Source organism: Photorhabdus africana, from assembly GCF_035181445.1.
GTDB classification, from domain to species: Bacteria; Pseudomonadota; Gammaproteobacteria; order Enterobacterales; family Enterobacteriaceae; genus Photorhabdus; species Photorhabdus laumondii.
Genome location: NZ_JAXBVE010000017.1, coordinates 46,422 through 66,909 on the forward strand (window position 1 = coordinate 46,422; position 20,488 = coordinate 66,909).

At 40.5% G+C, this 20,488-nt stretch carries 19 protein-coding genes; 8 read left to right on the forward strand and 11 right to left on the reverse strand.

Features of this window, described 5'->3' with window-relative positions:
* Window positions 1-65: 65 nt before the first annotated feature.
* Together yejM and SLS51_RS11650 are read right to left on the reverse strand one after the other, a co-directional pair.
* Window positions 66-1,805, reverse strand: coding sequence for an LPS biosynthesis-modulating metalloenzyme YejM (gene yejM / locus SLS51_RS11645; protein ID WP_323838466.1), 1,740 nt, complete (start codon window positions 1,803-1,805; stop codon window positions 66-68).
* A gap of 32 nt (window positions 1,806-1,837) precedes the next feature.
* On the reverse strand, window positions 1,838-2,065 hold the full coding sequence (locus tag SLS51_RS11650; protein WP_011147091.1) for a YejL family protein: 228 nt from the start codon (window positions 2,063-2,065) through the stop codon (window positions 1,838-1,840).
* A gap of 271 nt (window positions 2,066-2,336) precedes the next feature.
* On the opposite strand from SLS51_RS11650, the gene yejK reads away from it, so the two are divergent.
* Entirely contained in the window at window positions 2,337-3,341 is a 1,005-nt protein-coding gene (gene yejK, locus SLS51_RS11655; RefSeq protein WP_323838470.1) for a nucleoid-associated protein YejK, read from the forward strand.
* Between the two features lie 72 nt (window positions 3,342-3,413).
* Here yejK and rplY read toward each other — a convergent pair whose 3' ends face one another.
* Window positions 3,414-3,698, reverse strand: coding sequence for a 50S ribosomal protein L25 (gene rplY / locus SLS51_RS11660; protein ID WP_323838472.1), 285 nt, complete (start codon window positions 3,696-3,698; stop codon window positions 3,414-3,416).
* A 158-nt stretch (window positions 3,699-3,856) separates the two neighbouring features.
* Window positions 3,857-5,614, reverse strand: coding sequence for a DNA repair helicase RadD (radD, locus tag SLS51_RS11665; protein ID WP_323838474.1), 1,758 nt, complete (start codon window positions 5,612-5,614; stop codon window positions 3,857-3,859).
* Window positions 5,615-5,903: 289 nt separating this feature from the next.
* Between radD and rsuA the strand changes: the two genes are divergently transcribed.
* The 3 genes from rsuA to SLS51_RS11680 all read left to right on the forward strand — a co-directional run bounded on the left by rsuA (window position 5,904) and on the right by SLS51_RS11680 (window position 9,141).
* Entirely contained in the window at window positions 5,904-6,605 is a 702-nt protein-coding gene (gene rsuA, locus SLS51_RS11670) for a 16S rRNA pseudouridine(516) synthase RsuA (protein ID WP_323838476.1), read from the forward strand.
* Between the two features lie 43 nt (window positions 6,606-6,648).
* A complete protein-coding gene (locus SLS51_RS11675; protein WP_439126876.1) occupies window positions 6,649-7,830 on the forward strand; it encodes a Bcr/CflA family multidrug efflux MFS transporter in 1,182 nt (393 codons plus the stop codon).
* A 966-nt stretch (window positions 7,831-8,796) separates the two neighbouring features.
* On the forward strand, window positions 8,797-9,141 hold the full coding sequence (locus SLS51_RS11680; RefSeq protein WP_323838478.1) for a YejG family protein: 345 nt from the start codon (window positions 8,797-8,799) through the stop codon (window positions 9,139-9,141).
* A 186-nt stretch (window positions 9,142-9,327) separates the two neighbouring features.
* On the opposite strand, the gene mepS is transcribed toward SLS51_RS11680, so the two are convergent.
* Window positions 9,328-9,918 carry a bifunctional murein DD-endopeptidase/murein LD-carboxypeptidase gene (gene mepS / locus SLS51_RS11685; protein WP_323838480.1) on the reverse strand — a complete coding sequence of 197 codons (591 nt, stop codon included), beginning with the start codon at window positions 9,916-9,918 and terminating at the stop codon, window positions 9,328-9,330.
* 334 nt (window positions 9,919-10,252) lie between these two features.
* A complete protein-coding gene (locus SLS51_RS11690) occupies window positions 10,253-10,957 on the reverse strand; it encodes a phosphatase PAP2 family protein (RefSeq protein ID WP_323838482.1) in 705 nt (234 codons plus the stop codon).
* A gap of 405 nt (window positions 10,958-11,362) precedes the next feature.
* On the opposite strand from SLS51_RS11690, the gene SLS51_RS11695 reads away from it, so the two are divergent.
* On the forward strand, window positions 11,363-11,707 hold the full coding sequence (locus SLS51_RS11695) for a YmdA family protein (RefSeq protein WP_323838484.1): 345 nt from the start codon (window positions 11,363-11,365) through the stop codon (window positions 11,705-11,707).
* Between the two features lie 270 nt (window positions 11,708-11,977).
* Here the strand turns inward: SLS51_RS11695 and yeiP are convergent, their stop codons facing one another.
* The 3 genes from yeiP to SLS51_RS11710 all read right to left on the reverse strand — a co-directional run bounded on the left by yeiP (window position 11,978) and on the right by SLS51_RS11710 (window position 14,477).
* Window positions 11,978-12,550, reverse strand: a complete 573-nt coding sequence (gene yeiP, locus SLS51_RS11700; protein WP_323838486.1) for an elongation factor P-like protein YeiP — start codon at window positions 12,548-12,550, stop codon at window positions 11,978-11,980.
* A gap of 132 nt (window positions 12,551-12,682) precedes the next feature.
* The gene (mtr, locus tag SLS51_RS11705) at window positions 12,683-13,942 is read right to left on the reverse strand and encodes a tryptophan permease (RefSeq protein ID WP_323838488.1); all 1,260 of its coding nucleotides are present in this window, start codon (window positions 13,940-13,942) and stop codon (window positions 12,683-12,685) included.
* A 115-nt stretch (window positions 13,943-14,057) separates the two neighbouring features.
* Window positions 14,058-14,477: a nucleotide triphosphate diphosphatase NUDT15 gene (locus SLS51_RS11710; RefSeq protein ID WP_323838490.1), complete on the reverse strand. Its 420-nt coding sequence runs from the start codon at window positions 14,475-14,477 to the stop codon at window positions 14,058-14,060.
* 202 nt (window positions 14,478-14,679) lie between these two features.
* On the opposite strand from SLS51_RS11710, the gene fruK reads away from it, so the two are divergent.
* Entirely contained in the window at window positions 14,680-15,618 is a 939-nt protein-coding gene (fruK, locus tag SLS51_RS11715) for a 1-phosphofructokinase (protein WP_323838492.1), read from the forward strand.
* A 19-nt stretch (window positions 15,619-15,637) separates the two neighbouring features.
* Here fruK and nfo read toward each other — a convergent pair whose 3' ends face one another.
* The gene (nfo, locus tag SLS51_RS11720; RefSeq protein WP_323838494.1) at window positions 15,638-16,480 is read right to left on the reverse strand and encodes a deoxyribonuclease IV; all 843 of its coding nucleotides are present in this window, start codon (window positions 16,478-16,480) and stop codon (window positions 15,638-15,640) included.
* Between the two features lie 132 nt (window positions 16,481-16,612).
* Window positions 16,613-17,695: a YeiH family protein gene (locus SLS51_RS11725; protein ID WP_323838496.1), complete on the reverse strand. Its 1,083-nt coding sequence runs from the start codon at window positions 17,693-17,695 to the stop codon at window positions 16,613-16,615.
* Window positions 17,696-17,884: 189 nt separating this feature from the next.
* Between SLS51_RS11725 and yieE the strand changes: the two genes are divergently transcribed.
* Both yieE and SLS51_RS11735 read left to right on the forward strand, forming a co-directional pair.
* On the forward strand, window positions 17,885-18,748 hold the full coding sequence (gene yieE / locus SLS51_RS11730; RefSeq protein WP_323838498.1) for a DNA-binding transcriptional regulator YeiE: 864 nt from the start codon (window positions 17,885-17,887) through the stop codon (window positions 18,746-18,748).
* A 154-nt stretch (window positions 18,749-18,902) separates the two neighbouring features.
* Window positions 18,903-20,384 carry an amino acid permease gene (locus SLS51_RS11735; protein WP_323838500.1) on the forward strand — a complete coding sequence of 494 codons (1,482 nt, stop codon included), beginning with the start codon at window positions 18,903-18,905 and terminating at the stop codon, window positions 20,382-20,384.
* The last annotated feature ends 104 nt before the right edge of the window (window positions 20,385-20,488 follow it).

The following is a 20,488-nucleotide window of genomic DNA, read 5'->3' on the forward strand; positions in this document are numbered from 1 at the left end:
TTATAGTACTGATTTTTTATCTAAAAGCAAGTACTGAATTTTGTGACCGATTGATTTTTAAGCATTTAGTTGGCTATAAAATGTTTAACCTCGGTTAGTATCTGTAACAGTTGTGCCAGATTGGGTTTAGCATCTTTGATTTCGTTGCCTTCCAGGTCATATAGGTGATAGTCACCATTTTTATCCAAGAACAAGGTATTTTCGCTGGTTGTAATGATCAAGGAACCATCATCACCGGTAATCACCCACGGATTATCACGTTGTGCTGAAAATAGATCTTGGCCTTGAGAATAATCAGCAGGCGTATTGCTGACATGCAACAAACGTTGCATTAATGTTGTCATGACATCCTGATGACTTGTCAGTTTACTAATTGTCTGTGATGGTGTTCCTGGCCAATGAATTAGCAGCGGAACATGCATCTGAGCACGATTAAATCTGCCATTGTTTATCCATCTAGGGGGATGTGTAGCGGCGATTTCACTATGTTCAGCGGTAATAACAATGACAGTATTGTTCAATGCATTTTTGTTTTTTAGTGTCTCTAGTACGGTATTAATCGGACCATCCAGAGCCGCAGCATTACCTACTGAATCTGCTTTATCTAAGCCACTTAGCCTCAAGAAGGAGAACCACGGAGCGTGAGTATTGGGTAAATTTAGCCATTGCTGCCATTGTTCTACCGTGAGTTGGTTGCTTTGGTTGACCTCAGTGGGCAGTGAATAGTCGGAAAGTAATGCATGACGATAAAGCGGAGTACCAAACCCTACAGAAGAGAATAGGCCAAATTGATATCCCTGATGGGTCAGTGCATTAATCAGGGCTGATGATTTACGTCCAGCCAGTATTCCATCCAGATAACCAGAAGAAATGCCATAAAACAATCCGAATAGAGCGGTATCATTTTGAATCCCGGTACTGAAATGCTGATTGAACCGAATGTTTGTTTCTCTGAAATGAGAGAGTACAGGCATATTCTCGGTAATATCTCTATTATCCAGTTTATCCACTACCAGTATTAACAGGTTGTATCCGCGTCCTTTATCCTGATAAGTCAGATCGTTAAGTGGATATTCCACTGTCAGTGCAGCAGGATCACCCTGTTGCATAAGGCGGCGCTGATATTCTTGTTGATCCAGCAGACCATGTTTTTCAAGAAATTTACGCGCTGTCATTGGATAGGAGAGCGGAAGGTTAGAACGTTGCATGGTAATCGGGCGATAAAAGTTAGCATCAGCCCAGATATACATCAAATGGGAAGCTAAAAAAGCCGAAATAAGGACAGCAGCCAGCGGCTTACCAAACCGTTGCCGATTCAGGCTGCGTAGTTTCTGCCAACTCCAGGTACCAAATAACATCTGTATCAGAAAAATGACTGGAATACAGATGAACATAAGTTGCCATTCTCGCGCCAGTTCCCCTTGATCAGGATTGATGACTAAATCCCAAACTAAAGGTGTAAGGTGAAGGTGGAAACGGTTGTATATGGCAATATCGAATATTAACAGCGTCAGCCCGGCTGTGGCGAAAATGGCTGAAAGAAACCTGAGCAGGCGCTGCGACATGGCAATAAATGTCAGTGGAAACAGAACCAGCAAATAAGCGGCAAAAACAATAAAACTAAAGTGCCCAAGCCAACTGGACAAAGCATAGACTCGGCCGAACAGTGAGCTCGGCCAGTCAGAAACAAACAGGTAACGGCTACCTAATCCAAGACTAAGCAGAATATTAAATAGGGCAAACCAATGCCCCCAGCTAATCATTTGGGAAACTTTTTCACGATAACGCTGACGGCTAGTCACCATATTTTGTTTACGTTGTAGTCTTAGTTAAAGAATTAATGGGCTTTATCTTCGTTTACCGAAGATTTAAGCGCATGTGCAAACGAGTCAGCAATATGTCTGCGCTGTGCAGGCGATATACTCGTATTGATTAAATTTGTCACCATATTGCCCAGTACCATTAGAGAAAGGTCTGTCGGGGTACGGTTTCTTTCCAGAACACTGACGAGTTCTGTTAATAAACGTTCAACGTGTTCGTCACTGTAACGAGATGACTGTGGCATAGATTTAAACTTCCTGAACTAACAAAGCACATTATCTTACCGTATAGATGCGTGATTTTCTGCTCTTTTGTGGCAAATTAATTCACGGTTAAGATTATGTTGCAGTAATAGCCTATTTTTGGCAATTTTTTGATATCTGTCAGCAAATTATAGTTGATGGCAGATGATGAAACGTTATTTTCTTTTGGGGGTTTTTTATTGCAGTCGTTTGTTATCGGTGTTTGAATGCGTGTTTAAAAATGCATGAAGTCAGCCGAAAGGAGTAGAAAGAATGAGTCTGCAAATAGACCAGATTGCCTTGCATCAATTAATCAAGCGTGATGAACAGACATTAGATGTTGTGTTGCGTGATTCTTTGCTCGCCACCGATCAAGTGGTGGAAGATATGATGGCTGAATTACACCGAGTATACAGCGCAAAAAGTAAAGCTTACGGCTTATTTAATGAAGAGAGTGAATTGGCAGAAGCACTCAGACATCAGCGTAAAGGTGATGACGATTTTCTTGGGTTCAGCCGTGCAGCAACGGCACGTTTGAGGGATGAACTGGCGAAATATCCGTTTGCTGAGGGAGGGACGGTCCTGTTTTGTCAGTATCGCTATCTGGCGGTAGAGTATTTATTGATTGCTGTGCTTAATAGCTGTAACAGTATGTCTGTTAACGATAATTTGGATTTAAATACTACGCATTATCTGGATATTCCTCATGCAGATATTGTTGCTCGTATAGATTTGACGGAGTGGGAAACTAATCCTGAATCAAGCCGTTATTTAACATTCCTGAAAGGGCGAGTAGGGCGTAAAGTTTCAGATTTCTTTATGGACTTTCTCGCTGCTAGTGAAGGTATGAATGCTAAAGTTCAGAATAAAGGCTTGCTACAAGCCGTTGATGATTATTGTGAATCTGGTGAGCTTAATAAGAATGAGCGTCAAGCGTATCGTCAGCAAGTATACAGCTATTGTAATGAACAATTGCAGGCGGGAGAGGAAATTGAAATTAAGGCGTTGTCTCAGGCATTACCTACATTTGGAGAGCAGAATTTTCAGCAGTTTTCTCAAGAGCAGGAATATGAACTGGAAGAGAGTTTCCCGGCTGATCGCAGTACGTTGCGTCAGTTGACTAAATTTGCCGGCAGTGGCGGCGGATTAACAATCAATTTTGATGCGATGTTATTTGGTGAAAGAATTTTCTGGGATCCGGCAACGGATACTTTAACCATTAAAGGCACGCCACCAAATTTACGTGACCAGTTACAGCGCCGTAGCAGTGGTCATTGAGGCTAAAAAATAAATAACGCCGCAAATGCGGCGTTATTTACTCGGCGTCCCGAAAAGCTCGGCTGTGGCTAATTAAGCACGCAGGAAGTCAATGTGTGCCAGTTTTGGTTTAAACGGATGGCGTTGTACAGCCTGCACTTTAACTTTAGTCTCTTTACCATCGATAACCAGGGTCAGAACGTCGCTATAAAATTCAGCTTTGTGTTCCATGTTGATAACCTGATCGTGATCCAGCTCAATTGAAACTGGCTCTTGGTTGCCACCGTATACGATAGCTGGAAACTTGTTAGCTCTACGCAGGCGGCGGCTCGCACCTTTGCCCTGCTCTTTACGTACTTCTGCATTAATAGTAAACATTATTTTTTCTCTTTAAGAAGAAAATAAATCCTGCTACAGGCGACCCAGCAGCAGGTTCGAGATTTGGCTTAACATTTAACATAGAGCTAGTGTCAAGCGGGCGGCATTCTAGCGAAAAATGGCGGTTACAGCAAATGGAATAGGTCAATCTGAACCTATTAGTACAATTCGTCCGCTCGTCGGAAACGTCCTTGGTAATCAAAGATTTTTTCACGAATCTGCCAGAATCGACCTTTTTTACGGGCGACAACAAAATCTGGATGGCGTAATAAAGGTTGCTGGTGAACGATATCTGAGGCAGTTTTCCAGTTAAAAGGTATAGCCGGGGCACGTTGGTGCTGACGAAGAAATTGGTGCTCAAAGGCTAGTCGTTGGGCCGGTGTTGTAAGCCGAAAGCGTTCCGAAACATCAGCACCATCTTCATCGTAATAGATGATTTTCAGCCATTCGCCTTTACTGTCAGTTTCAGGGATGAGTTGCATGCCACCACAACGTAGTACCAGTGCATCTTTGAGCTTCAATGCGGCTTTCAACATATCGTCGGGATCAACCAGCACCTCTTGGCAACTGTGGCAACGCCGCGCTGCAATGTCATTTTCTGCATTGCAATGAGGGCAGAGTTTAAAACGAAAGCGGAACTCACATTGATGGCGTTTCCCGTATTGATCGTTTTCCCAGCCCTGACAGCGGCGGCCAAAATGCTCAATAATTTCACCGTCGGAGGTACATTTTCCCCAAAATATATTGGCAAAGTTGCAGATAGGGCAGAATACTTGAATCGGTTGGCTCTGTTTATCCGGTTTATTGCTGCCAACTTCTGGTGTGTAGAGATCGTGAGGATTTCCTGCATAATCGAGAATCAGGCAATCTTTTTTGCCAGCAAATAATCGTAAACCACGACCGATAATTTGCTGATATAGACTGACGGATTCAGTAGGACGCAGAATGGCAATCAGATCAACATGGGGAGCGTCAAATCCGGTTGTCAATACGGCGACGTTAACCATATAGCGCAATTGCTGAGTTTTAAAGGCTTCGATAAACAGATCACGATCAGCGGTTGATGTATCAGCACTGACCAATGCGGCTTGGCTGGAAGGGAGTAATTGAAAAATTTCTTTGGCATGTTCGACAGTGGCAGCAAAAAGCATAATGCCTTTGCGGTCAGCGGAATATTCAATGATTTGTCTGATAATATGAGGTGTGATGCGTTTTTGTCGTTTGATTTCGTGGTTTAAATCAGTTTCATTGAAGATGCCTTGCTGACTGGAGCGAACTTGGCTGAAATCATATTGCATAACGGGCATATCTAGCCGTTTTGGTGGGACGAGGAAACCGTGTTTAATCATATAACGTAGGGGCAATTCATAGATGCAATCACGGAAAAAACAGCTTTCATCACCACGGATCATGCCGTGATAGTGATATTGATATATCCAGCCGATAGCCAGTCTGTAAGGTGTTGCTGTTAAGCCAAGAATACGTAGTTGTGGGTTATTTTGCCAAAGGTGATGAATGATTTGCTGGTACTGGCTGTTTTCATCATCACTGATACGGTGGCATTCATCAATTATTAGCAAAGAGAATTGATTATCAAAATGCTCAAGATTACGGGTAACAGATTGCACACTACCAAACACGACTTTTCCTGCACTTTGTTTTTGCTGCAATCCGGCGGAAAAAATATCTGCTGGTAAACCGTATGCGCAGTATTTGCTGTAATTCTGTGCAACTAATTCTTTTACATGAGCCAATACTAATACTCTCCCACGAGCTAATTTTGCCAGTTCAGCAATAACCAGGCTTTTACCTGCTCCAGTTGGTAACACAATGACCGCGGGCTCATGATGGTGCCGGAAATGATTAATGGTGGCATCCACGGCTTCTTGCTGATAGGGACGTAAAGTAAAAGTCATAATCGTTCCGCACCCGAAAAATATTCGCAAAAGAGTAACATTTTTCTTATCAATTTTCTGTGGACGGAGGTCAAAGTCAGATAATTATCTGATTGCGTGAAACTATGACTGGTTATAATAAATAGATAATTGTTGTTTATAGTAAACATAGTTATGATTAGCTTTGAAATCTTTTGGACTCATTTCATATCTTCTTTTTTGGTGGCTCTGTGTTGTAGTGCCGAGGTAGTGCCAAAATAGGAGTGGATCACGTTCATTTTTAAATTAATTAATACAGGTGTCTTCATCCATGCGATTGGATAAATTTTTGTCACAACAGCTTGGTATCAGTCGGAATGACGTAGGGCGCGAGTTGCGTGCGGGGCGTATCACTGTTGATGATGAGATTGTAAAAACCGGAGCTTATAAATTAACTCCAGAGCAACAGGTCATGTTTGATGGTTCATTATTGGAACAGCAGCAAGGGCCTCGTTATTTTATGCTAAATAAACCACAGGGGTATGTCTGTTCCACCGATGATCCGATAAATCCAACGGTGCTCTATTTTATTGATGAGCCGGCAGCGCATAAATTACATACGGCGGGTAGGTTGGATATGGATACCACCGGTCTGGTTTTGCTAACTGATGATGGCCAATGGTCTCATCGTATTACTTCCCCGAAACATCATTGTAAAAAAACCTATCTAGTCACACTTGAATGTCCGATTGCAGCAGAGACGGCAGATAAATTTCTTGCAGGTGTGCAACTTAATGGTGAAAAAACAGTGACAAAACCCGCCCAGCTAGAAATTCTGGAACCTCAAGTAGCCCGTCTGACGATTAGTGAAGGGCGTTACCATCAGGTAAAACGCATGTTTGCAGCGGTAGGTAATCGGGTAACCGCGCTTCATCGTGAGCGAATCGGTGAAATCATCTTAGCTCCTGAACTGGAGCCAGGCGAGTACCGATCCTTAACTGAGCAAGAAATTGCCAGTGTCACTCTTCCTTAATCCTAGTTTTAGTTAATTATTTTAAATTATTGGAGCAATATACGTGCAACAACGATCACCCTATTTGGGACTGATTTTAATCCTTGGGCTACTTTCTATGTTAATGCCCCTTGCCATTGATATGTATTTACCGAGTTTGCCGACTGTTGCCGAGGATTTCGGGGTAGATAGCGGACAGGTTCAGATGACGCTGAGCAGTTATATTCTCGGTTTTGCTATCGGTCAGATGGTATATGGTCCAATGGCTGACAGTTTGGGGCGTAAGCCGGTTATTCTGGGTGGGGTTACTGTATTTGCCCTAGCTTCAGCTGCGTGTGCGATGGTTCAGAATATCGATGATTTTATTTATATGCGCTTTTTGCATGGATTCTCCGCCGCCGCAGCGGGTGTTGTCATTAATGCGCTAATGCGAGATCTGTTCACCAAAGATGAATTTTCGCGTAGCATGTCTTTTGTGATATTGGTAATGACCATTGCCCCATTAATTGCTCCAATTCTTGGTGGCATGATAATGATTTGGTTCACATGGCATGCGATTTTCTGGAGTATTGCGGCGACTTCTGTTATTGCTGTATTTCTTGTCGCTTTCTTTATAAGGGAGACTTTGCCAAAAGAAAAAAGACAAAAATTTCATCTTCGTACAACCGTAAGCCAGTTTATTATGTTATTTCGCCAGCGTCGTGTATTTTGCTACATGCTTGCTAGCGGTTTTTCATTTGCGGGAATGTTCTCTTTTCTCAGTGCAGGGCCATTTGTTTATATTGAGTTGAATGGTGTTTCGCCTCAGCACTTTGGTTATTACTTTGCGCTTAACATCGTATTTCTGTTTGTGATGACGACAATAAATAGCCGTTATGTCCGGCGCTTTGGTGCGTTGAAGATGATGTATTTTGGTTTGAGTGTGCAATTTATGATGGGGATCTGGTTGTTACTGTCTACCGCCCTCGATTTTGGCTTTACTGCTCTGGTCATTGGTGTTGCAGCTTATGTATGTGGTATTGCAATGATTACATCCAATGTCATGGCCGTGGTCTTAGATGATTATCCACATATGGCCGGAACGGTGTCTTCATTGGCAGGTACAGTTCGTTTTGGTATCAGTGCCTTGGTTGGTATATTACTTGCCATGTTACCTGCACGTAATGCCTGGCCAATGGTTGGTTCTATGGTTTTATCTGTTATTTTGGCTGTGTTGCTTATTATATATGCAAAAAAGAGGCGGTAAATAAAACACAGAAGGCTGTTTTCATGTGCAGCCTTTTCTTAAAAAGAAAATTAGGGTAAGCGAAAAATATTTTTGATGATGTTGTCTGGTTATAATTTTATGTGAGATTGTTGAGGAGTTTTTTTATTCTAAAATATATATCTACTTTCGTTGATATATTCTTGATTGACAGAGGTAAGGTTTAATGTTTTTTATTAAAAATAACCAGTTAGAACAGAAAATTGTGCTATTTTTTGTTATTCTAAGAGTTGCCATTAAGTAATGAGGTTTTAATAGCTTTGTGGTATTGGCTGCATTTTCTGTATCACTAACATTATTATTAAAAATGATAATGTTAGTAAAAAGAATATTTTTTATGAATATTCAGGGAAATTGAACAATTGGTTATGCATAATATACTCTATGGATTTCAAGATACATCGTGACGGCAATTTGTTGATTTTTATATTCCTGTTGAGTTGAGAAGATAACTTTTTACTGTAAGGAAATTCCGAAAGGTTTTGCGATGTGAATAAATGGTTACTAATGCATTGATAGTGATTATACGTCATTGTTGTATTTTTGTTAAATTAAAAAATATTAAATGGCGTTATCATTAGGTTGTCATTAATTATACCTTATAAAACACATTGTTATCTATTTGTTTTTACAGTTCTTATTTGATTTTTATGTTAAAGTGTTGAGTTGAAAAAATAAAATATGTAAACAATCATTAAACATAAAGTTGGGTTTTTGCATAAAAATTAGTTGAGTTTTCTTTAAAAAAAGTATAAATATATGAGAAATGAGAGATTGATCCCACTTTTTCTAAGGTGAAATTTGGAATTAATGTAATACTATAAACACAAATTTAACTTTTCGTTTACTTTTTTGGGGGCTAGTTATTCGGTTTTGGCGAGTAGAACACCTGAAGATAGCCTCTAACTTTAACTTTTGTATCTATGTTTTTTCAGGTAGGAATGATTCGTGAATAATATTCAGCTTTCGGTAGTACATCGGCTGCCGCAAAGTTATAGGTGGTCACCCGGTTTTGTGGGTATCAAAGTTGAGCCGCTTCCGGTTGATGAAGTGAATGCAGAAAGCAGCCTGATGGGGTTGAAGCTACTCAGCCACGAAAGCGGGGCTGCGTGGAATGTTATGCAAAAATTACAGCAATCACTAGCTGATATGCAAATTGGAAGCACTGTGATTGAATTGGAAGGTCAGCCGTGCTTATTTATTAATAGTGAAGATGAAAGTGCGGTTATGTGTCGTTTGAAGACACTTGGCGCTGCCATTGCTGAAAAGATAACAGCACTTTATCCATTTTGATATATACCCTATGGATTTCAAGATGCATCGCGACGGCAAGGGAGCGAATCCCCGGGAGCATAGATAACGATGTGACCGGGGTGAGTGAGTACCGCCAACAAAGAGGTAATTTGAAAGATAACGGGTATAAATGCGAAAAGCGCTTCCTTTGATGGGAGCGCTTTTTTGTGGGCAAGGGAAAAATTTTTAACCGTTAGGTGTCATACTATTGCTGATGACTCGGCGACCGCCATAATAACGTTTGCTCCAGTATGTACTGCTTAACCTGGAAACGATTACACCATTGCTAGTAGAGGCATGAACGAATTGATCATTGCCAACATAGATACCAATATGCCTGGTACGGGCACCTGTCCTAAATAGAACTAAATCGCCAGGGCGTAATCTTGAACGGTCGATTTTTTTGCCAATATTTTGTTGTTCAAATGTTGAACGTGGCAGTTCCATACCAAATTGGTCACGGAAAGTGCGTTGAACAAAGCCAGAACAATCTATACCGCGTTTAGTATCACCACCGAGTCGATAGGCAACCCCTTTCCAGCCATTGTATTGACTAAGAATTTTGGATTTTATGTCCAGATTACGAACGAGCGCTTCGAATTCATCCTGAGACGCTTGAAGTAAGAAGCCGTTCTTACTGTTTACTGCATGCGTATCAGTTTGTGTGTTACGAAACCTTGATGAATCTGGTGAGCTGCACGCGGATAAGGTGATCGCTACGAACAGAGCGGGTATCAGCCGCGTAATGTATCTCAGTGCCGGTTGAGACTTGACCATTATTTTTGTTTTCCCTTGCTATCCTTACCTTAGTTGGTCGCTATTATTGAAAAATATCAAACGCTTCAAAGCCTGGTGTTAGAAAAAACAATGAGTAAACAACGCGCTTAGTGGAAAAACGCGTCTGATGCCACGTTTTATAACGATATTTACAATAAATGTTATTCAGATCGAGAGTACAGAAACAATCAGGAAAAGGCGAGTATTTAATGACATAATTTACAAAAAATTAAATTTCTAAGTAGGAGAGATCAGGAGTGTTGCTAATTTATGTGGGTTTTATGAACTATTGGGAAGGTTAAATACCTTCCCAATATGATTCAGTAAAAAGAGTTTAAATTGGGCGACCAATTTGCGGTAGATTCTTATCCAGCCAGTTAATCATTATGTTACTTAATGGTGTTAATAGTAGCCAACTTGTTCCGATTAGCACCAGAGATAAAGAACCGACTGCAATATCAGTAAACCAATGAGCTCCTGCCATGATGCGAGGTAACGCAAATATTACCATAATGAGTAATGCAATACAGAATGCTTTACCTGAGATATATCGAAGGATAAAGCAGCTGAAAATTAGGAGCATTAATCCGTGATCACCTGGAAAGCTATCGCTTGATGCATCTTTTGTTACCAGATTGGTCATTTCGCTAATACGATTGATATGATCAAAGGTTAATGTTGGGCTTGGACGGACAACAGGGAGTAGATGACCGATTTGGTTAAGTATAACTGCGCTTATTATCATGACCAAACCAATCATAAATAATCTGCGTTTGCCATCGTAATTCTGTTTACGAAAAGCGTTGTAATACAGCAACCCCATACATAAAAGTGAAATGACATCGAAGGCCCTGATATTCACAAATGCTACAAATTCTGTGAATGTTGAGCCTGATGTTAATTTCTCATTAAAGAAGTAGAAGATTGCAGAGTCGATCTTGAACCAAAAACCATGATGCTCTGGTAAATACCAAGAGAGAAATAAAGTGATCCCTAACAGGTTCAGTATGAATATGGCAAATGGATGACTGCGTGTCATGGGAGACCTATTTGTTAAAAATAAGATAAGTGGTAACTAAACTTACAATTATGTAGGTTAATATAACAAATATTGAGTAATAATGTCACAGTTCTTAATCATAAGTTAATTTGTTGTTTTTTTATCTACTTTGTTGTGCTTTTTCTGCATTTTTTTATTTACTTTGGTAACTATTCCTGTTCAATTCTGTGGATTTTATTGAGTGATATTGGGGTGTTTAAGGTTGTAAATTCTTAATTTATTGAGAATTACTTCTGATAATTCTAATATTGTAAGATATAAATATCTTAATCAGTTTTAATCGCTAAAAATTATAAATAAACAATGAAAATAGCCGTTACCAATACATAGAATCATAAATTTTTCCGATTTCTAGATTGATTTCATTTTTGGAAATTGCAGCGAATGATGCTGTTTTATGGTGGGAGCTTTATGTCTATGTTTCGGGTTATAATGGGTTGTTTTTTTCTGATGATTTCTGGTCTTGTCAATAGTGAGACAGAAACAACATCAAATACAGGGGTTATTCGCTTTTCTGGTGCGATCGTTGAATCACCGTGTCGTTTTGATTGGCGTGATAACTGGGCTGACACCACATGTTGGCGAAAAGGACATAAGATTACCCAACGACGAAAGCTCGATTTGCAAAATGATATTTATTTTTATTTACCACACCAAATCGGTGTAACAGAGATTAAATGGATAAAAGGAAAAGAGAAAATTGGCGTTGTTACAATTTTCTATAATTGATGTTAAGAAAAATTTTACATGTTATTTATTCAATGTTTAATCGAAGAAGAGTCGGGATTTTATCTGTCATTGCTAAAATGAATGAGTGACAGATTTATATTTTATTTTATTTAGGAATTTAAATTATGCCCAAATGCTAATGGAAAGTAGCTGATTTAATGAATGGAATAGGTGAAAAGTGAGTTACCCTGTTTTATACCCGTCATCTTTCAAGTTGCATCTTGAAATCCATAAGGTATATACTGGGCAACTCAGAATTAGCTAATGTTGTTAATCGCAACGCCCCATATAGCGGCGTTCTGCAATATGAATACGGATTTTTTCCCCGCTACTGATATATTCAGGTACTTGCACGGTAAGTCCGGTGCTCATTTTGGCTGGTTTTGTTCGTGCACTGGCTGAAGCGCCTTTAATTCCAGGGGCCGTTTCTTCAATAACCATATCGACTGTTTGTGGTAGTTCAAGGGCAATGACTTGTCCCTCTATTGTCAGAACTTGCATACCCGGCAGGCCACCTTCAGGAATAAATAACAACTCTTCTTCGATTTGTTCTTTTTTAAAGTGATAAGGTGTGAAATCTTCATCATCCATGAAAACATATTCATCACCATCAATGTAGGAAAAATTAACGCTACGACGAGTTAGGCTGATAGTATCAAGGATATCATCGCCTTTGAAGCGTTCTTCCACTTTCTGACCGGTTCGGATATCAGTAAAGCGCATTTTATATAATGTGCTAGCTCCCCGGGCGCTTGGTGATTGAATATCAATATCTTTAACCAGCAGTAACTTACCATTATAACTGACGGCGCTACCGCGTTTAATTTCGTTGGCTTTAGCCATATGTAACCTTCCATAAAACCATAAGAGAATAATCGGCAACAAAATTACTCGCAGTCAAGACATTAGGCAAGTGGGGATTAAAAAACCCCACTGTTTTTTTACATTGGGGTTGTAGTAAGAATGTTTTATATGTCAATGATACACAGGTAATAAATCAAGAGAGGACAAAATATGGGCTATAGCATTTATCAAACCAAACAGAATGACGAACCCAATGAGGAATTTCCCTCCTGGTGCTCGGTAACTGGCTTCAGGGAAGCGCTGGCGACTTGCCCTAGCCATCAGTGCTGGAATAATGACAGCCCAGATGGTTGCAGCGAATCCAGCAAAGCCAATGGCATATAGAAAACCATTGGGGAACAGTAAAGCTAGCGCTGTTGGCGGAATAAATGTCACTAATGCAGATGTTAACCGGCCGGTGTTGTTATCTTTAAAACCGAAGAAATCGGCTATGTAATCAAATAGCCCTAAAGAGACACCAAGAAATGAACTTGCTAATGCCATATAAGAGAAGGCATTTAGAAGCTGGTGAACGGTTTTGCTGTTTGTTGTATTATCCATGTGTTTTAATAAATCACCGATATTCCCGCCATCAGCAATAATCTGTTTGAATGCTTCGCGGGGAATATTTCCCTGAATGACATATTGCCATAGGATATAAATAGTTAATGCGATTAATGTACCTAATAACAGGCTGCGAATAACGGCTTTTCTATCTTTATGATAATATTTTACTAAACTTGGGATGTTACCGTGATATCCGAATGAAACGAGTAAATAGGGCAGAGCGGTTAAAGCGTAAGATATATAACTTGTTGCCGTGTCGTTTGATGTAGTATCCGTCTGATTAAACAAAATGACATATTTAACTTCGGTAAACATACCGCCAACGGACATAAAAAAAGTAATAACCATACCGCCGATCAAAATTGTGCTCAAACGATCGACAGCTTGAGTCGATAACCAGACAATAAATGCAACGATAAAAGCGAAAATAAAGCCAGCATTTGCCTGTGATATCGAAATAATATTTTTAAAATTGTGGGCAATAATTGAGCCACCCGCTGAAATGTAGGCGTAGGTTAATATATAAAGTACGAATGCAATAGAAATACCATTGATTGCATTCCATTCTTTACCGAGTAAATCTTTAGTCATGGTATGGAAGCTTGCACCTGATGGGTAGTTCAGGTTGGTTTCTAGTATCATCAAGCCGGAAAAATACATACACACCCATGTGTAAACCAGCAGAATAATTGAGCCAGTAAACCAGACACCGGAAGTTGCCACAGGAGTAGAGAACATTCCTGCACCAACAGCAGTTCCGGCAATGATCATTGCACCACCCAGTATGGGTGGGCGCTTTAAACTCTGGGGTGTCTCAGTGGACATATTAACTCCTGCTGGTATATTGTTTCTTTGTACTAGCTTAAAGATACATTTTTGTCTATAGAGTGTAAATAGATGTCAAAAAGGATTATTTGAAATTGAACTAACATAAGTTAGTTCATTCGGTAAGATAAAATTTAGTTTCTTGCCACATTTTTATTGCATTCCGGCTGGCTTCAAAATGAGGTTCAGGAAGATTATCGGGATCGCACCACATAAACTGTTCACATTTTTCTGGTTCCATCAATTTTGGTTCTCCACCTGGATGTTTTGCCAGTAAACAGACTGAAATAGTATGTTTTCCTTCCTGTTGGTAAGTTTGAAGGTTATTACAAATACCGTAGACCTTTGGTGATTGAATCGTCAGACCCGTTTCTTCTTCGATTTCACGGATTGCACATTGTTCAAAAGTTTCTCCGGCATCAACATGACCACCAAAGATTGACCAGTATGGAGCATGTTTACTGCTACGTTTTCCGAGTAATACCTGACCATATTCGTTCACAATAACCACGCCAACACCCACAATGACAGACATTTGGTTTATTCCTTTCATCTAAATTTCAATAAATTAGCAATTCTTTTTGAGAAAAATTCAATGCTATTCTTATTCGGAAATCAATTTAAGACAACAATCAATAAAGTATGGAATTTAACTGAAACGATTCAATTTTAGTGATATAAATAGAACTGAAAATTCATAATAATGATGATTATCTACTTAGGAGACATCGGGCAAAATGAGCCGTAGAGTTGCCACTATCACCCTAAACCCTGCTTATGATTTGGTAGGATTGTGCCCGGAAATCGTGAAGGGGACGATCAATCGAGTACAAGCCGCAGGACTACACGCTGCTGGGAAAGGCAATAATGTTGCTAAAGTTTTGCGTGACTTAGGTATTGATGTCACGGTGAGTGGTTTTTTGGGTAAGGAAAATCAGGAAGGATTTCAACAATTCTTCAATGAAAATGGTATGGTAAATCGTTTTCATTTAGTACCAGGCAGAACACGGATTAATGTCAAATTGACAGAAGAAAGCGGTGAAGTGACAGATTTTAACTTCACTGGTTTTTATGTCGGTGAAGCTGAATGGTCGGGATTTGTTAATGATTCGCTTTCATGGCTTGGACAGTTTGATATGGTTGTTGTTAGTGGTAGCTTACCGGCGGGTGTCTCTGCTGAATCGTTTACCAACTGGATGGCCTGTTTACGTCAGCTTTGTCCCTGCATTATTTTTGACAGCAGCCGAGAAGCATTGGTTGCAGGGTTAAAAGCATCCCCTTGGCTAGTGAAGCCGAATCGCCATGAGCTTGAAGTATGGGCGGGGCGTCTGTTACCTGAGTTATCCGATATCATCATAGCGGCACATCAACTTAGGGATCAGGGAATTGCTCATGTTGTCATATCCTTGGGTGAGCAGGGGGCATTATGGGTTAATGCGTCTGGAGCATGGTTGGCGAAACCACCACATTGTAAAGTCGTCAGCACTGTTGGGGCTGGTGATTCAATGGTTGGGGGCTTGGTTTATGGTTTGCTGATGCGGGAATCCAGTGAACATACGTTGCGATTGGCGACCGCTGTATCTGCACTTGCCGTTAGCCAGCCTAATGTGGGTATCAGCAATCGTCCTGAGTTAGCGGCCATGATGGCTAAAGTTGAACTGATACCCGTTAGATAATGCGTTAATTAAAGAATCATTAATTTTGTTGTAATTTCAGCCAGGCAATTTCTTGCGGCCAAATATCTGGGTTTATTGTTTCAAGGATGAGTGGAATACCATCAAAACGAGCATCTTTCATAATATAACTGAAAGGTGTTTTACCAATATTTCCTTCTCCCAGGCTATGATGTCGGTCAACACGGCTGGCGAATGCACTTTTGGCATCGTTTAAATGCATTCCGCATAAATATTGAAAGCCAACAATTTTTTCAAACTGTTGAAAAGTTTGTTCACAAACATCGTCTGTACGTAAATCGTAGCCAGCAGCAAAGGCGTGGCAGGTATCAATACAGACACCCACTCGGTTTTTATCTTCAACTCCATCAATAATTGCTGCCAGATGTTCAAATTTAAAACCCAGATTAGTGCCTTGACCTGCCGTATTTTCGATAACAGCAGTGACTCCCTGGGTTTTATTGAGAGCAATATTGATAGATTCCGCAATACGCGCCAGGCATTTATCCACATCCACTTTATTAAGATGGCTGCCAGGATGGAAGTTCAATAAATCGATCCCTAATTGTTCGCAACGTTGCATCTCATCAATAAAAGCCAGTCGGGATTTTTCCAGTGCTTCAATTTCTGGGTGACCAAGATTAATCAGATAGCTGTCGTGAGGGAGAATTTGTCGGCTACCATATCCATAACGTTCACAGTTTTCTTTAAATTTATCGATAACGTCAGCGGCTAAATGTGGAGCATGCCACTGGCGCTGATTTTTTGTAAATAGGGCAAAGGCGCTAGCTTTTAGTTCGTGCGCCCGGATAACCGCTTGATCAACTCCGCCGGCAGCGCTGACATGTGCTCCAACAAATTTCATATTTTTCTCCTTACTTACTTTACGTCATTATGGCATTGTTTAATCATTCAATGCACCTTAAGAACGGAAGGTTATATCCGTTCCATCGGGTATATATGTTGCTGAAATAAAATTTCTCCGAGTGGATTCTGATCAGCCAAACAGATGTTGAATGCCAAGATTTATCAAAAGACCACCCGCCATCAGCCATACAAACAAAATGAGAGCTAATAAAATGGGTTTAAATCCGGCCTGACGGATGGCACTCACATGAGTAGTTAAACCCAGCGCCCCCATTGCCATAGTAAGCATAATAGTATCAATATTAATCAGAGAATTAACTATTGCGGCAGGTAGTAAATTGAAAGAATTAAAACCCGCCATTGCAATAAAAATCACCGCAAACCAGGGGATAGTCATTGGTGTTTTTTGCTGATGGTTTCTGCCATTTTTAGTGTAGGCACAGCTAATGTAACGGGATAATAACAACAGGAATGGCGCCAACATCATAACCCTGATCATTTTACTGATAACGGCTACGTTTTCCGTTTGATCGCTAATAGCATGCCCAACAGCAACAACTTGAGCAACTTCGTGAAGGGTGGAACCAGTAAAGATGCCGAAAGTTTCCTGAGTAAGTGGTAACCACTGATAGTGCTCATTGAGTTGATAAAACCACGGATAAATGAAAATAGCGATGGTGCCAAAGATGACAATTGTCGATACCGCAACAGCAACTTTACTGGCAGGGGCATTCACTACCGGCGCTGTTGCCATAATAGCGGCTGCACCGCAGATACTGCTGCCGGCACCAATCAATATGACCGTTTGCTGATCTAATCCAAAGAGTGATTTGCCTAGCCAAATTGCAATAAAGAAAGTGGAAGACAACATAGCAGCATCAATCAGAAGGCCGGTAATGCCAACATCGGCAATTTGTTGAAATGTCAAACGGAAGCCATAAAGAATAATACCTGCCCGCAGAAGATAATGTTTTGAGAAATGAATACCCTCATCACAATAAGGTTTGAGTAAAGGATAGACAGTATTACCGACAATGATCCCTGCAAGGATCGCCAGTGTTAATGTGCCCAGTCCCATATTAATAAACCAAGGAATATTTCCGGCATATATTGAAATTGCAGTAAGTATTGCCGCTAATATTAATCCAAGTATTAATTTCATACCGGGAATAGATGATTGTTTGCTGAATTTTTTGGCACCAATGTCAGACATAGATATTTCTCACTTTTCTTATATGTTTTAAACATAAGCATATAGCAGACCGTCTTATCATTAAAATTGATAATATTTTTATATATAATCTAAAAAATTGGTAAGAAAGTGGATTTTTGTTAAGTTGTCTATTGCCGTATAAAATTAAAACAAGCTAACTTTGACTGACACCATATTTTGCGGGGCAATATGCACATCACATTGAGGCAGTTGGAAGTTTTTACTGAGGTATTGAAAAGCGGTTCAACGACGCAAGCCTCTCAGCAATTGGCACTATCTCAGTCCGCAGTGAGTGCTTCATTAACGGATCTGGAGAGCCAACTTGGCGTACAGCTTTTTGATCGAGTAGGAAAGCGGTTGGTGACGAATGAACATGGCCGTCTACTCTATCCCAAGGCGTTGGCATTGCTAGAGCAAGCAGGGGAAATTCAGCAGTTATTCAAACAGGAGTTAGGAGCGTTACGTATCGCTGCCAGTAGTACCATTGGTAATTATATGTTGCCGGAAATGCTGGCAAATTATCGTCAGGATTTTCCTGATACGCCACTAGAGTTAAATATCAGTAATACGCAGGATGTCATCAATTCTGTGCTGGAATTCCGTGTTGATCTTGGTTTGATAGAAGGTTCCTGTCATAGTCCTGAGTTGATAACTCAGCTATGGATGGAGGATGAGTTGGTTGTTTTTTCTTCTCCTGAAAATCCGCTAGCTAAACAGGATCTAAAATTGGATGATTTAGTTAAGGCATCATGGATATTAAGGGAGAGGGGATCGGGTACAAGAGAAGTGCTGGATCATCTGTTGTTTGTCCATTTACCTGGGTTCAAGATTCTGATGGAATTGGGAAATTCTGAAGCGATAAAACATGCGGTCAAATTTGGTATGGGCATCAGTTGCTTGTCCAGACGAGTCGTTGCAGAGCAATTGCAAAATCGTACTTTACTGGAGTTAAAAGTGCCAGAATTAAGACTTTTCAGAACATTGTACCTGATTCATCATCGGCAAAAGCATATGTCTATCGCACTGCAAAAATTGCTCAGTTACTGCCGGTAAATTTGACGTTCTGTTTAAAATCCAAAATTAGCTGTGTTACTTATAATTTTCTCTAAATTATGAAGGTATCTTATAACAGCGCTTCCTCGCTATTTTGATAGTGAGGATTTGTTACAATCCGCCATCAGATTTATTCGCAGCTAATAGGAACAGAATGTCTCAACAACAAAAAAGTGTTTCCCGGAAACCAGCAACGCAACATTTGCGACGTGAATTGAAAGCTCGGCATCTGGCGATGATTGCGGTTGGCGGATCAATCGGCACTGGGTTATTCGTGGCTTCAGGTGCGACAGTTTCACAGGCAGGGCCTGGCGGAGCATTACTTTCCTATGCATTAATTGGCTTGATGGTTTATTTCCTGATGACCAGTTTGGGTGAACTGGCCGCTTATATGCCGGTTTCCGGTTCTTTCTCAACTTACGGTTCCAAATATGTTGAAGAAGGGTTTGGTTTTGCTCTGGGTTGGAACTACTGGTACAACTGGGCGGTGACTATCGCGGTGGATTTAGTTGCTGCCCAATTGGTTATGGGTTATTGGCTGCCGGATATGCCGGGTTGGATCTGGAGTGCGCTATTCCTCGCGCTGATTTTCCTACTGAATTTTATTTCAGTGAAAGGATTTGGTGAAGCTGAATACTGGTTCTCTTTAATTAAAGTCAGCACGGTTATTGTTTTTATTGTGGTCGGATTACTGATGATAGCCGGCATCATGAAAGGGGCAGAAGGTGCTGGATGGCATAACTGGACTGTTGGTGATGCACCTTTTGCCGGTGGTTTCTCTGCCATGATTGGCGTGGCAATGATAGTTGGGTTTTCTTTCCAGGGAACTGAGCTAATTGGCATTGCGGCGGGTGAGTCAAAAGATCCGGCAAAAAATGTTCCCAGTGCCGTACGTAAGGTATTCTGGCGTATTCTGCTATTCTATATTTTTGCGATCCTGATTATCAGTCTGATTATTCCTTATACTGATCCAAGCCTACTGCGTAATGAGGTCGGTGATATCAGTGTTAGTCCGTTTACGTTGGTATTTGAAAATGCGGGTTTGTTATCCGCCGCAGCTATGATGAATGCGGTTATTTTGACGGCTGTGTTGTCTGCGGGTAATTCAGGTATGTATGCATCGACTCGTATGTTGTTCACATTGGCAAAAGAGGGTAAAGCACCGAGGATTTTTGGCAAATTATCCAAAGGTGGTGTACCGCGTAATGCCTTGTATGCAACAACGGTGGTTGCTGCGCTGTGTTTCCTCAGTTCAATGTACGGTAACCAGAACGTCTATCTGTGGTTGTTGAATACTTCTGGGATGACTGGTTTTATTGCATGGTTGGGGATTGCTATTAGCCATTATCGTTTCCGCCGTGGTTATGTCGCTCAGGGGTTGGATTTAAGTAAATTACCTTATCTTTCAGGATTTTTCCCGGTTGGCCCAATCTTTGCGTTTGTTTTGTGTCTAACCATCACATTAGGACAGAATTATCAGGCATTTCTACAAGATAAAATTGACTGGTATGGTGTAACTGCAACTTATATTGGTATTCCACTCTTCCTGTTGATTTGGTTTGGTTACAAATTAGCTAGGAAAACTCACTTTATCAAATATAGCGAGATGAAATTTCCTGATATCGCGGATCAGTGAATGTAAATACGTTAATATTGTGATTAACAGGCCGGTAGAAATCGTTGAAAAAATTCCTACTGGCTTGGTTTTATGGTTTTTTTAATTCGATTCACGATTAATTT

Coding starts and splice junctions, on each gene's coding strand:
- yejM (WP_323838466.1), bottom strand. CDS start 1,805: ATGGTGACTAGCCGTCAGCGTTATCGTGAAAAAGTTTCCCAAATGATT.
- SLS51_RS11650 (WP_011147091.1), bottom strand. CDS start 2,065: ATGCCACAGTCATCTCGTTACAGTGACGAACACGTTGAACGTTTATTA.
- yejK (WP_323838470.1), top strand. CDS start 2,337: ATGAGTCTGCAAATAGACCAGATTGCCTTGCATCAATTAATCAAGCGT.
- rplY (WP_323838472.1), bottom strand. CDS start 3,698: ATGTTTACTATTAATGCAGAAGTACGTAAAGAGCAGGGCAAAGGTGCG.
- radD (WP_323838474.1), bottom strand. CDS start 5,614: ATGACTTTTACTTTACGTCCCTATCAGCAAGAAGCCGTGGATGCCACC.
- rsuA (WP_323838476.1), top strand. CDS start 5,904: ATGCGATTGGATAAATTTTTGTCACAACAGCTTGGTATCAGTCGGAAT.
- mepS (WP_323838480.1), bottom strand. CDS start 9,918: ATGGTCAAGTCTCAACCGGCACTGAGATACATTACGCGGCTGATACCC.
- SLS51_RS11690 (WP_323838482.1), bottom strand. CDS start 10,957: ATGACACGCAGTCATCCATTTGCCATATTCATACTGAACCTGTTAGGG.
- SLS51_RS11695 (WP_323838484.1), top strand. CDS start 11,363: ATGATGCTGTTTTATGGTGGGAGCTTTATGTCTATGTTTCGGGTTATA.
- yeiP (WP_323838486.1), bottom strand. CDS start 12,550: ATGGCTAAAGCCAACGAAATTAAACGCGGTAGCGCCGTCAGTTATAAT.
- mtr (WP_323838488.1), bottom strand. CDS start 13,942: ATGTCCACTGAGACACCCCAGAGTTTAAAGCGCCCACCCATACTGGGT.
- SLS51_RS11710 (WP_323838490.1), bottom strand. CDS start 14,477: ATGTCTGTCATTGTGGGTGTTGGCGTGGTTATTGTGAACGAATATGGT.
- fruK (WP_323838492.1), top strand. CDS start 14,680: ATGAGCCGTAGAGTTGCCACTATCACCCTAAACCCTGCTTATGATTTG.
- nfo (WP_323838494.1), bottom strand. CDS start 16,480: ATGAAATTTGTTGGAGCACATGTCAGCGCTGCCGGCGGAGTTGATCAA.
- SLS51_RS11725 (WP_323838496.1), bottom strand. CDS start 17,695: ATGTCTGACATTGGTGCCAAAAAATTCAGCAAACAATCATCTATTCCC.
- yieE (WP_323838498.1), top strand. CDS start 17,885: ATGCACATCACATTGAGGCAGTTGGAAGTTTTTACTGAGGTATTGAAA.
- SLS51_RS11735 (WP_323838500.1), top strand. CDS start 18,903: ATGTCTCAACAACAAAAAAGTGTTTCCCGGAAACCAGCAACGCAACAT.